Below are 12,188 nucleotides of genomic sequence, written 5' to 3'. Positions count from 1 at the left end.
GCCAGCGAAAGGATAGGCATCGACGGTGGCAAGAAAACCAAGGGGCGCAAGCGCCATATCGTCGTAGATATCCTGGGAAATCTGCTCCACGTTCAGGTTCATGCCGCCAACGAGCATGATACCAAGGCCGCCCCGTCACTCTTGGCTCGCGCGGTGGAGAAGTGGCCAACGTTGCGAGCCTTTTCTGCCGATGCAGGCTATCGCGGCACGACGGTGCAATTCGTGCAAAAGGTCTTGCAACGCCAGTGCCACATCTCGACCAAGATCAAGGATGGCTTCGTCGTGCTGCCGAAGCGGTGGGTTGTGGAACGAACCTTTGCCTGGTTGGGCCACTTTCGCCGGCTGGCAAAAGATGTCGAGGTTCTGACGGCGACGGCCGAAAATTTCGTGCGCGTCGCCATGCTAAAAATAACGCTTGCCAAACTGCGGTAGGCATTAACCAGACAGCTTCTAATTTCGCCAGACAACTACCATATCCGCAGTCCATAGGCATTGCTTCGCGCGGTCTGCATTATGCAAAACAGCGCTGAAATAGCTTCATTCTCAACGTCCACCACGGCCTGGAACATCGTTCTTGGTAATGGACAGGTCCCCATTACCAAATGGCTACCTCGGCTCAGCCAAAATGCTCTCACAAAGTGAAATAAAAGCCTCGGCTCGGCGCGTCAGCTTTAGACCTTGCGGCCAAGCGAGCACAATGGAGAGCGCAGGAACCTCATCAGTAATCGGTAAGCAGGCAAGCTGGCCTCCGCCGTAAGTCGCGTTCACATCAGGGCGCAGATTGAGCAATCCGTAGCCATTTCCTGCAGCCACCAACCCTCTCACCAATTCGAAGCTCACCGTCCGATGGCGCACCTTGGGTTCAATCCCGAGTTGCCGGAATAGCGACAGGAAGTACTCTCGGCTGTACGGTAGATCAAGCAGAACCATTGGCTCATCTGCAAGTTCAGCCAGCGCGATCTCTGGCTTCTCCGCCAATGGGTGTCCGGCCGGAAGCAACACATAGGGCCTAGCCGAAAAAAGCTCTCGTTTAGAGAGCGATGGCGACATATCAAGGTCATATAGCAAAGCCAACTCTAGTTGGCCGCTTAAGAGCGCGGCCTGCAGCTGCGGCGTGTCTCCCTCGTGCAAGACAATCTCAACCTCTGGGTAAGTTTCACGCAAGGCGGTCAACAGACGGGGCAATAAGACTGGAGCAATAGTGGTGAAACAACCCAGATCAAGTCTGCCACTCAGAGCCACGCTGAGCTCGCTTGCCTGCTGCATCAAATCCTCGGCATGAGTTAACAGATTACGTGCCGCCGCAATGAAACTTTGCCCGACCGGGGTCAAGGACACACCTCTCGCATGGTGGCGAATGAAAAACTGTAAACCGAAGACTTCCTCAAGTTGTGCAATGGCTGTCGAGATGCCAGGTTGTGAGGTATAGAGCGCGTTGGCTGCAGCAGTCACACTGCCGTGATCAGCGACCGCCACCAAGTATTCCAACTGCCTGAGTGTGTATTGCATAAACCTCCAGTATCCAAACAAGCAAGCGGCGGGACTCGAACCAGCCATGATTGATGGGTAGCCTTGTTCAGGGGCTAACTTGGCCAGAACGTTTCTACCTGGTGCATCTGCCGTGCCCACCGCCAATCTGGACATGTTACGTACCTGCAAGTCCTAGATACACACCATCGCATAGTTATGACTGATCGTGGTTATGGCCTTGTGCAGGCCGTTGCCGATGCGGGCATGAATACACTGGACGCGGGCTTTCGCCTTCTTCCAGTTGATGCTGAACTTCAGCTTGCGGCTCATCGCTTGGCAAGGCGGCCTCGTACCGCTTGAAACTGTTGAGCGGAGCTAACAACAGCGTAAAACGTACCATCCAACAGGATGGCGAAGCGAACGAACAATGCCCATGTTGATGCCGACCGCACCGCCATTCGGGATCGGCTGCTCACCGCACGTTCGGTCTGGATGCTGAACCGGTGCGAGGGCAAGCCTCGGCCTTCAGGCCGAGGCTTGCCCTCGCACCGGTTCAAAGGGATTTAGGATGCTAGGTAGCAGCGGCTAGCCGTACGCGGCGCAGCTCTGCCTTCACCATCACGCGGTTGGCTCCGATCACGAGCACCGTCACCGCCAGCACTGTGATTGTCGCCAACGCATTGATCTCCGGGTTCAATCCGAGCCGCACGCGCGAGAAGATTAGCTGTGGCAGCGTGGTCGAGCCCGGGCCAGACAGGAAGGCGGTGATCACCAGGTCGTCGATCGACAACGTGAAGGCCAGTAGTAAGCTCGACGCGATCGCCGGTGCGATGATCGGAAGCGTGATCTGGAAGAAGATCTTCAACGGTCGTGCGCCGAGGTCCATCGCCGCTTCCTCAACCGAGCGGTCCATCTCGACCAGCCGCGAGCGGATCACCACCGTCACGTAGGCCATGCACAAGGTCACGTGGCCAACCCAAATCGTCAACACACCGCGCTCGGCCGGGAAGCCGAACCATTGCTGCATCTCGACGAACAAGAGCAGCATCGACAGCCCGGTGATCACCTCCGGCATCACCATCGGTGCGGTGATCATGCCGGCAAACAAGCTCTTGCTCTGGAATGGGCCGAAGCGCGCCAGAACAAGACCAGCCAAGATACCGAGCACCACGCTCATCGCGCTCGACAAGAGCGCGATCTGCAGGCTCAGGCCAAACGCCGAGACAACGGCGTCGTCGTTGAACAGCACCGTGTACCACTGTTTCGAAAAGCCGCCCCACACCGTCACTAGCTTGGACGCGTTGAACGAGTAGGCGATGAGAATCAGGATCGGCACATACAGAAAGGAGAAAACCAGACTCAGCGACAGCTTGCCGAACCCACTGATGTTTTTACCGTTCATGGAGACGCTCCTAGTGTTTCGCGGCACGAGCCAGCGATTTTTCTTCGCGCTTGTGCAGGTAGACGATCGGCACTAGCAATAGCGCGACCATCACGATGGTCACCGCTGCCGCCATCGGCCAGTTGTTGTTGTCGAAGAATTCCATCCAAAGCACCTTGCCGATCATCAGTGATTCGGGCGTGCCGACCAGCTCCGGGATCACGAACTCGCCGACAGCCGGAATGAACACCAACATCGAGCCAGCGATCACGCCGTTCTTAGATAGTGGCAGGGTCACGGTGAGGAAGGACTTCCAGGGCTTGCAGCCAAGATCGGCCGCGGCTTCCAAAAGACGTCCGTCGAGCTTCACCAGGTTGGAGAACAGCGGCAGAATCATGAACGGCAGGTAGGCGTACACCATCACGACCTGCACCGACAGCTGGGTGTGCATCAGTGCCAGCGGCGCGTCTATCAGCTTGAGGCTCAACAGCAAGTGGTTGAGCAGCCCCTCGTTGTCGAGGATGCCCATCCACGCGTACACCCGCACCAGAAACGAGGTCCAGAATGGCAGCATCACCAGCATCAGTAAGGTGTTGCGCTTTGCCTCCGGCGCACGTGCGATAGTGTAGGCAACCGGGTAGCCGATCAGAAGACAGATCAGCGTAGTCACAGCAGCCATCCTCAGCGAGCCGAGATACGCGTCAAAGTACAATGGGTCGCCAAAGATATAGGTGAAGTTGCCGAGGTTGAGTGCGATGTGCAGCGCATCCTCGGCACGTGTCACCAATGCTCGGTATGGCGGGCTGGCTATCTCGACCTCAGAGAAGCTGATCTGCAGCACGAACAGAAACGGCAGCAGGAAAAACAACAACAGCCATCCGTACGGCACCGCCGTCACCAGTGAACGGCCGCGCGGCAGTGCGCGTTGCCACCTGAGGGACCGGCGCGCCCCGCGCGCGGCCGCTTCGCGGGAATCCCGCAGCGAAAGAAGTCGGTTCATCATTGCGTCAGCACCACAGCGTCGTTGTCAGCCCAGCTGACGAACACCGGCTCGTCCCAAATCGGAGCCGCTTCTTCGCGCCAGCGCGTCGCCGGCACACTGGCCTTGACCACCTTGCCGGTATCGAGGCGCACGTGGAAGATCGAGAAGCCGCCGAGGTAAGCAATGTCGCTCACCGTGCCGGCCGCCCAGTTGCCGTGGCTCACCGGCTGCCGGCGTGTCACGCCGACGCGCTCTGGACGCAGCGACAGCCATACAGGCATACCGAGCGTGCCAGTGATGCCGTGGCCAATGCGCACCGGTCGCGGCAGCTCGGTCGACTGTACGCGCACGAAGTCGGGCTCGTCCTCAATCACGTGGCCGCCGAACAGATTGGTTTCGCCAATGAACTCGGCAGTAAAACGGCAGTTCGGGTGCTCATAGATCTCGCCCGGGGTAGCTACCTGCAGTAGCTGCCCCTCGGACATGATGCCGATGCGCCCGGCCATGGTCATTGCCTCCTCCTGGTCGTGCGTGACCATGATGCAGGTCACGCCGACCTGTTCGATCAGGTTGACGAGCTCAAGCTGGGTTTGCTGGCGCAGCTTCTTGTCGAGAGCGCCCAAGGGTTCATCGAGCAGCAACAGCTTGGGGCGCTTGGCGAGCGAACGTGCCAGCGCGACGCGCTGTTGCTGGCCGCCGGAGAGCTGGAACGGCTTGCGGTGCGCATACTTCTTCATCTGCACCAGCTCAAGCATGCCCTCGACGCGCTCGTCGATCTCGCCGCGCGGCAGGCCGTCCTGCTTGAGGCCGAAGGCGATGTTTTTGGCCACGCTCATGTGCGGGAACAGTGCGTAGCTCTGGAACATCATATTGATCGGGCGCTCGTACGGCGCGAGGTGGGTGATGTCCTCGCCGTCGAGGATGATCTTGCCCGAGGTCGGCGTCTCCATGCCGGCCAGCATGCGCAGCAGCGTCGACTTGCCGCAGCCGGAGCTGCCGAGCAAAGCGAAGATCTCATTCTTTGTGATCGACAGGTTCAAATGGTCAACGGCGGTGTGGTCGCCGAACTTCTTCACCACGTCGACGATTTGCAGGTAGGGCTTGGCGTTATGAGCGCCCGCGCTATACGCCAAGTTGGTCTCAAACGATTTCACGTGATCTCCTCCTCGGACACCCGGCCGCCGAAACGGCCGAGTAGCCAATTTTTATTTTCGCGTTTTGACTTCGGTCCACAGACGGGTCTGCAGGCGCTGGGTCTTCGCGTCGAGCGGCATCCTGACGAAGCTGGCCTTCTGGATCTCCGGCGTCGGGTAGATCGACGGATCGTTGAGGAACTTGGTGTCGATCCTGGCGCGGGCGGGTTTGTTCGGGCTCGCGTAGTTGACCGCTTTCGCGTTGGCGGCGGCCACCTCTGGGCGCATCACGTAGTTGATGAAGGCCAGCGCGTTATCGACGTTCTCGGCGTCCTTCGGGATCACCATGCTGTCGACCCACATCTCGACCCCGCTCCTGGGGGCCATCACCTTGAGCTGCTGGCCGTTCTTGGCCTCTTCGGCACGGCGAAGCGCTATGTTGAGGTCACCGCCGTAGCCGAACACCACGCAGAGCGAGCCGTTGGCGAACTCGTTGATGTAGCTGGACGATGAGAAGCGCGTGATGTAGGGCCGCACCTGCTTATAGAGGTTGGCAGCGGCCAGCCAGTCGGCGTCGGTGTTGCTGTTGGGGTTCTTGCCCAGGTAATGTGCGGCGATCGACAGCGCCTCGGATGGGCTGTCGAGCACCGACATGCCGCAGGACTTGAGCTTCGCTGCGTACTCGGGCTTGAACAACAGATCCCACTCGTTGCTCGGCAGCGGCATCGCACCCAGCGCCGCCTTTACCCTGCCGACGTTGATTGCCAGCGTGTTGATGCCGTAGAAGTACGGTACGCCGTAGGTGTTGCCCTGGTCGAACTTGGCCGCCTGCGCCAGCACTGCCGGGTCGAGGTTCTTGTAATTGGCTAGCTTGGCCTTGTCGACCGGCTGGTAGACGCCGGCCTTGATCTGCTTGGCGAGAAAGGTGTTGTTCGGCACCACGATGTCGTAACCGGAGCGCCCTGTCAGGATCTTGGCCTGCAGTACCTCGTTCGAGTCGTAGACGTCGTAGTGCACCTTGATGCCGGTTTCTTTCTCGAAGTTCTTCACCGTGTCGGGCGCGATGTAGTCCGACCAGTTGTAGATGTTGAGCACCTTGCCGGCGGCGAATACCGGCATGGCCGGCGCCGTGATGACTGCGGCTGCAATGACGTTGAGTATGCAAAGACGCATGACTTTCTCCTCCATAGACACGAGTCCGGGACGAAACGAAAGGGAGGGCCGCTCTGGTAATCGTTGAAAAGGTGGCGGCCCAGTCCGAGGGATACGGTGTTTAGAGCAACCCGAGGTCTCGGGCGGTACGGTCGACTGCGCGGCGGGTCTTCTCGACCAGTTGGTCGATTTCCGCTCGAGTGATCACGAGCGCCGGCGCCATGACCATCCGGCCGAGTGTCGAGCGGATGATCACGCCCTCGTCGAATCCATGGGTCCGACACGCCCACGTGAGGTCAGACTCGTTCTCGAAGCGCTTGCGGCTCTCCTTGTTCTCGCAGAATTGCAGCGCAGCGACGAGGCCGGTGCCCTGGATCTCGCCGATCAGCGGATGTTGACCGAACACCTCGCGCAGGCTCTTTTGCAAATAGGGGCCGGTGTCGTTGCGGGTCTGCTCGACGATGCCTTCCTTGTCGAGCGCGTCGAGGTTGGCCAGCGCGACCGCAGCCGCGACCGGATGGCCCGAGTAGGTCAACCCGTGCGCGAACACACCACCGTGCTCGACCAGCGCCGCGCCGATGCGGCGCGACAGTACGAGACCACCCATCGGCACATAACCGGAGGTCAGACCCTTGGCGATGCTGATCGTGTCCGGCTCAAAGCCGAAGTGCTGGTGCGCAAACCATTCGCCGGTGCGACCAAAGCCGCCGATCACTTCGTCGGCGCATAGCAGCACGTCGTACTGGCGGCAAATGCGCTGGATCTCCGGCCAGTAGCTCTCCGGGGGGAAGATCATCCCGCCGGCCCCCTGGAAAGGCTCGGCAACGAAAGCGGCGACGTTGTCGGCACCCAGTTCGAGAATCTTGGTCTCCAGCTCGCGTGCACACTGGAGGCCGAACTCGGCCGGGCTTAGTTCGCCGCCGTGCGCGTACCAGTAGGGTTCGCCGATGTGGACGACACCGGGGATCGGCAAATCGCCCATCTCGTGCATGAACTTCATGCCACCGAGGCTCGCGCTGCCGACCGTTGAGCCGTGGTAGCCGTTGTGGCGACCGATGAAGATCTTTTTCGATGGCTTGCCGACCACGTCCCAGTAGCGCCGCACCGTGCGAATCAGCACCTCATTCGATTCGGAACCCGAGTTGGTGTAGATCACGTGGCTGAACTGTCCCGGCAAGAGCTCGAACAGGCGCTCGGACAGCTCGTTCACCGCTGGGTGGGTAGTGTGAAAGAACAAGTTGTAGTAGCTCAACTCGTCCATCTGGTTCGCGGCGGCCTTGATCAGGTCTTGGCGGCCATAGCCGATGTTGGTGCACCACAAGCCGGACATGCCGTCGAGGTACTGCTTGCCATCGCTGTCCCACAGGTGGACACCGCGACCCTTGACCATCACCCGCGGTCCTTCCTGGTTGAGCGCTTTCTGATCAAGGAAGGCGTTGATGTGGTGGGCGGCGTCGATAGCTTGGTAGCGCTGGGTGTCGGATATGTCTTTGGAATTGGCCAGATCGTACATGGAGGTCTCCTTGGTCGGGCGGCAGGGATCAGCGCTGCAGTTGGATCCAGGTGGTCTTGAGCTGAGTAAATTTGTCGACGGCGTGCATCGACAGGTCGCGGCCGAAGCCGGACTGCTTGACGCCGCCGAAGGGCACGCCGGGGTCGAGCGCGTCGACGGTATTGACCGACACGGTACCGGCGCGAAGCTGGCGGGATACGCGATGCGCGCGGTTGAGATCGTCGGTCCATACCGCGGCGGCTAGGCCGTAGATGCTGTCGTTGGCGAGCGCGACGGCTTCTGCCTCGTTGTCGAAAGTCAGGATCGACAATACCGGGCCGAAGATCTCCTCACGCGCGATCGTCATGTCGGGTGTGACGCCGGTGAAGATGGTTGGCCTGATGTAGCAATCACCAGCGTCTATCGTCACACGCTCGCCGCCACATACTAGGCGGGCCCCCTCTTTCTGGCCCTGCTCGATGTAGCGCATCACGCGCTCGGTCTGGCGCACATCGACCAGCGCGCCAGTGCGGGTAGCCGGGTCGAGCGGGTGGCCCGGTTGTAACGCCTCGACCTCAGCGAGCAGCTTGTCGACGAAGCGGTCGTGGATCGACCTTTCGAGTAATAGCCGCGAGCTCGCCGAGCATACCTGCCCCTGGTTGAAGAAGATGCCGAAGGCGGCGCGGCGTGCGGCAGCATCGAGATCGGTGCAGTCGGCGAACACCAGGTTCGGGCTCTTGCCGCCACACTCGAGCCAGACCATTTTCATATTCGAGTCGGCCGCATAGCGCAGGAACAGCTTGCCGACCTCGGTCGAGCCGGTGAACGACAGGCAATCGACGTCCGGATGCAGGCCGAGCGCGCGGCCGACCTCCTCGCCGTAGCCCGGCAGCACATTGAGTACGCCGTCGGGCAGGCCAGCCTCTGAGGCCAGCTCGGCCAGCCTGAGCGCTGACAGCGGCGACTGCTCAGCAGGCTTGAGGATCACACTGTTGCCGGCAACGAGTGCTGGGCCGAGTTTCCACGCCGCCATGTCGAGCGGGAAATTCCACGGGATCACCGCCGCGACGACGCCGACCGGCTCGCGCGTCACCAGCGCCAGCGCATCCTCACCGGTCGGTGCGACCTGGTCATAGAGTTTGTCGGCCGCCTCGGCATACCAGTCGAATACTGCGGCCGTTCCCGGCACGTCAATGTTGAGGGCGTCGCTGATCGGCTTGCCCATGTCGAGACAATCGAGCAGCGCCAGCTCCTCGCCATGCTTGCGCACCAGTTCGGCTAACCTTTGCAGTACCTTCTTGCGTTCGCGCGGGTGGCAGCGAGACCAAGTGCCGTTCTCAAAACTCTGACGCGCTGCGCGCACAGCACGCTCTACATCATCGGCGTCACTGCGCGCGACCTCGGCCAACACGCGGCCGATCGCCGGGCTTACGGTAGGAAAGGTACGGCCGCTCGTGGCCGTGGTAAAACGACCGTCGATAAAGGCCTGGGCGCGTGGCTCCAGCGTGTCGGCGCGGCGGCGCCATTCGTGCAGATCGGGGGTGTGCATCACGTCCTCCAGGATGTCGTCGGGCGCGGCGTCAAGGGCTAGTTTCGATAGCGGGGCCGCACGTCCTGAGGCCATACTAGTGAGCAGAACAAGGAACGGACATAACGCGGAGACGTTAAAAGTCCAGGGATGAAACTAACCTTTCGGGGGTAGGAGACAATGCTGCTGAGCGTGTCCGAGCTGGCTTTTCACCAGCGTTTGGGACGACTGATCGACAATCTGGAGGACGACGCCTTCTGGCCACAACTGGCCAGTCTGCTCGGCGAGGTGGTTGAGTTCGACACCTGGGTGGCGATGCTGTTCAGACCCGTCCACCCACCGCTGGTGGTGGCCGACAGCGCGGTCAACTACGCTGAGGACAACCTCTTCGACGACTACATGCGCGGGCTCTACCTCTTGGATCCGTTCTACGCCTTCGGTCTTAGCGACATCGCGCCGGGGGTGTACCGGCTCGACGAGGTGGCGCCAGACAGTTTCCGCGAGACCGAGTACTACCACCGCTATTTCTCGCGCAACGTGGTCAAGGATGAGCTGCAGTTCCTCCTGCCGCTGCCAGGCATCGGTACGCTGTCGTTGGCACTGGGTAGTGGCCGGCGCTTTACCGATGTCGAGATTGGCGCCTGCTGCCTGTACGCGCCGTGGCTCTTACCGCTGATGCGGCGCGGTGCACGGCTTGAGCACGAACTAGCGCAGCCCTCGGCGGAGAGGGAGCTCGAACGCCAGTCTCGCCTTGAGGAGGCGCTGCGCCAACGCGGCGAGCCACCGCTGACCCGTCGCGAGGTCGAGGTCGCGCTCCTGATCCTTGCCGGCCATTCGACTAAGGGGGTCGCACGCCAACTGGGCATCTCGCTGGAAACGGCAAAGGTCCACCGGCGCAACCTGTACGGCAAGCTCGGCGTGACGAGCCAGGCGGCACTGTTCCTGCTATTCGTCGGACTGGAATAGCCGACGACCGGTAGTGACCCGAGATTGGAGGCATCGCTTGGCACTGTTAATGGTCTGGACACCCCCTCGGCAAGCTATCAGCGAGATCGCCTACACACTAATCGAGGCTCCGATCTCTGGCCCCTCCCAGGCCCGTGCGTGACGGATCAGACCGTCCAGCCAGTCCTGGTGTGCGTTGAGCATCGGGTTCGGCTTGGTGGCAGCAAGCTTCTTCGCGGGCTGGCCAATCTGGGTTTCCTGCGTCAGCACGCGCACACGACCGCCGCTAAGATCTTCAATCAGCCAAGCGTGGTGCACATCGAGCCGGCGTTCGGCATCTCCTTCAACCCAACCGTGCCATGCCACACGCGCCGGCTGGCCTGGACGAGGCTGCACATACTCGGTAATTTCGGCCTCGACCGGAAAGCTGAACGTGGTAAAGCGAAAACGCGCGCCAACACTCAGCTCGGGGCCGGAACCGTCGTGGAAGCGGATGTCCGCCACATTGGCGTAATAGCTGGGCCACGCCGTAGTGTCGTTCAGGCTGGGCCAGACTTGGGATGCACTCAGGCCGGGGATAATGACTTTATTGGAAACATAGTTGTCGGTGATGCCAGGGAGGTACTCCGCAGGCCAGACGATATCGCTCATGGCAAAAATCCTGGTGTTCCGGTTGAAAACCGCGGCCTGAAGGGTGCCGCGCAGGCTTGTCATAATCAGCCTGCACCAGTTATAAATCCAATCACGACTCGCGATTTCCACCATAACCGTGGCTGATATCAGAACACTAGACCTCAACTTGCTTAAGGCCTTCGATGCCTTGATGGATGAATGCAACGTGACCAAGGCAGCCGCCCGCTTGGCACACTGAACCAGCCGGCAGTCAGCGGTATGCTGAACCGTTTGCGCGAGAGCTTTGGTGATCCACTCTTTGTGCGCAGCCAGCGCGGCATAGTGCCAACCCTGCGCGCTCAGGCACTGGCGGTGCCAGTGAAGAAAGTGCTGGCAGAGGTAGAGGCTATGTTACGCCCAGCCGACTTCGACCCAGCCAGCTCAACCTTGACGCTGAGGGTTGCCGCCACCGACTACGCACTGCGTACGATCGTGCTGCCCTTTATCAGCCTGCTGCGAACTGTGGCCCCGGGCATACGGGTGGCCGTGCGGCCCATCGAAGATACCCATGCTTCCTTGTTACTGGAGCGAGGTGAGATCGACCTGGCGCTGATGACTTTGGAGTCCGCACTGCCGGACCTGCATGCACGACGACTCTTCGACGAGGACTATGTCTGTGTCTTGCGCCTAGAACATCCCGATGCTCGTCGGGGGCGGATGCCTTTGAACCGGTTCTGTGCTCTGGACCACGCCCTCGTCTCCCTATCAGGGGATGCTTTTAGCGGAGCTAACAACTGTTACTTGAAATTTGCTCATAGTTGTTTATAACTGCTCACTATGAGCAAGCAATATCGAATCAATGAGTTCGCCAAGCGCATCGGTCGAGCGACCAGTACGGTTCGCCGCTGGGAACGAGAAGGCAAACTGACGGCTAAACGGATGCCGTCGGGACACCGTTATTTTGACGAGTCGGATGTTCGCACCATACTAGGTGGTGCACCGGAACGTCGGCTGACGGTGGTGTATTGCCGGGTGTCCCGCGCCGGTCAAAAGGATGATCTGGAATCTCAGATCAAGGCGATGGAAGCGTATTGTCTGGCCGGGGCCATTGCTGTTGACGAATGGATTAAAGAAGTCGGCGGCGGGATGAATTTTAAGCGCAAGCAATTTCTCAACCTGCTGGACCGCATCCAGCGCGGCGAGATCGACAAGGTGTTGATCGCACACAAGGATCGCTTGGTTCGGTTCGGCTTCGATCTGCTCGAACATCTGGCGCTCGAACACGGTTGTGAGCTCGTGGTCGTCAACCAAGAAACGCTGTCGCCGGAACAGGAAATGGTCGAGGATTTGCTGGCGATTGTGCATACCTTCAGTTGCCGGTTGTACGGGATGCGAAAGTACAAGAAGCAACTGCAGGAAGATTACCCGCAGACCAAGGAACCCAAGGCACTATTGTCGTGACCACTGTCACCCGAATCCTGTCCGCCCAAACC

The 12,188-nt window shown here is 60.2% G+C and carries 13 protein-coding genes; 4 read left to right on the top strand and 9 right to left on the bottom strand.

The features are described from left to right. Window positions 1-432: transposase (locus tag QU481_RS22700; protein ID WP_289832259.1), on the top strand; the 432-nt coding region annotated here is incomplete at its 5' end. A gap of 174 nt (window positions 433-606) precedes the next feature. Here the strand turns inward: QU481_RS22700 and QU481_RS22695 are convergent. The 8 genes from QU481_RS22695 to QU481_RS22660 all read right to left on the bottom strand — a co-directional run bounded on the left by QU481_RS22695 (window position 607) and on the right by QU481_RS22660 (window position 9,159). Further along, a complete protein-coding gene (locus QU481_RS22695) occupies window positions 607-1,509 on the bottom strand; it encodes a LysR substrate-binding domain-containing protein (RefSeq protein ID WP_289832258.1) in 903 nt (300 codons plus the stop codon). Window positions 1,510-1,662: 153 nt separating this feature from the next. After that, entirely contained in the window at window positions 1,663-1,800 is a 138-nt protein-coding gene (locus QU481_RS22690) for a hypothetical protein (RefSeq protein ID WP_289832257.1), read from the bottom strand. A gap of 241 nt (window positions 1,801-2,041) precedes the next feature. Then, window positions 2,042-2,872: an ABC transporter permease subunit gene (locus QU481_RS22685; RefSeq protein WP_289832256.1), complete on the bottom strand. Its 831-nt coding sequence runs from the start codon at window positions 2,870-2,872 to the stop codon at window positions 2,042-2,044. A 10-nt stretch (window positions 2,873-2,882) separates the two neighbouring features. Beyond that, window positions 2,883-3,854: an ABC transporter permease subunit gene (locus QU481_RS22680; RefSeq protein WP_289832255.1), complete on the bottom strand. Its 972-nt coding sequence runs from the start codon at window positions 3,852-3,854 to the stop codon at window positions 2,883-2,885. Beyond that, the gene (locus QU481_RS22675) at window positions 3,851-4,966 is read right to left on the bottom strand and encodes an ABC transporter ATP-binding protein (RefSeq protein WP_289832260.1); all 1,116 of its coding nucleotides are present in this window, start codon (window positions 4,964-4,966) and stop codon (window positions 3,851-3,853) included. The genes QU481_RS22680 and QU481_RS22675 overlap by 4 nt, the downstream gene beginning before the upstream one ends. Before the next feature lie 72 nt (window positions 4,967-5,038). Next, the gene (locus tag QU481_RS22670; protein WP_289832254.1) at window positions 5,039-6,139 is read right to left on the bottom strand and encodes a polyamine ABC transporter substrate-binding protein; all 1,101 of its coding nucleotides are present in this window, start codon (window positions 6,137-6,139) and stop codon (window positions 5,039-5,041) included. A 100-nt stretch (window positions 6,140-6,239) separates the two neighbouring features. Continuing rightward, entirely contained in the window at window positions 6,240-7,631 is a 1,392-nt protein-coding gene (locus tag QU481_RS22665) for an aspartate aminotransferase family protein (protein WP_289832253.1), read from the bottom strand. A gap of 28 nt (window positions 7,632-7,659) precedes the next feature. Further along, window positions 7,660-9,159 (bottom strand): aldehyde dehydrogenase, encoded by a 1,500-nt coding sequence (locus QU481_RS22660; RefSeq protein WP_289832252.1) that lies wholly within the window; start codon window positions 9,157-9,159, stop codon window positions 7,660-7,662. Window positions 9,160-9,318: 159 nt separating this feature from the next. Between QU481_RS22660 and QU481_RS22655 the strand changes: the two genes are divergently transcribed. Beyond that, a complete protein-coding gene (locus QU481_RS22655; protein WP_289832251.1) occupies window positions 9,319-10,104 on the top strand; it encodes a helix-turn-helix domain-containing protein in 786 nt (261 codons plus the stop codon). Window positions 10,105-10,194: 90 nt separating this feature from the next. Here QU481_RS22655 and QU481_RS22650 read toward each other — a convergent pair whose 3' ends face one another. Then, window positions 10,195-10,848 carry an SRPBCC domain-containing protein gene (locus QU481_RS22650; protein WP_289832250.1) on the bottom strand — a complete coding sequence of 218 codons (654 nt, stop codon included), beginning with the start codon at window positions 10,846-10,848 and terminating at the stop codon, window positions 10,195-10,197. Window positions 10,849-10,914: 66 nt separating this feature from the next. Here QU481_RS22650 and QU481_RS22645 point away from each other — a divergent pair, with 66 nt between their 5' ends. Both QU481_RS22645 and QU481_RS22640 read left to right on the top strand, forming a co-directional pair. Continuing rightward, complete coding sequence (locus QU481_RS22645) at window positions 10,915-11,523, top strand: LysR family transcriptional regulator (protein ID WP_289832249.1); 609 nt, start codon at window positions 10,915-10,917, stop codon at window positions 11,521-11,523. A gap of 9 nt (window positions 11,524-11,532) precedes the next feature. Further along, entirely contained in the window at window positions 11,533-12,156 is a 624-nt protein-coding gene (locus QU481_RS22640) for an IS607 family transposase (protein WP_289832248.1), read from the top strand. Window positions 12,157-12,188 lie beyond the last annotated feature (32 nt).

Origin of the sequence: Crenobacter oryzisoli, from assembly GCF_030385785.1 — a bacterium.
In the GTDB taxonomy this organism is placed as follows: Bacteria; Pseudomonadota; Gammaproteobacteria; order Burkholderiales; family Chromobacteriaceae; genus Crenobacter_A; species Crenobacter_A oryzisoli.
The sequence above is the reverse complement of the archived record's forward strand: the minus strand, read 5'-3'. Positions and strand labels throughout refer to the sequence as shown.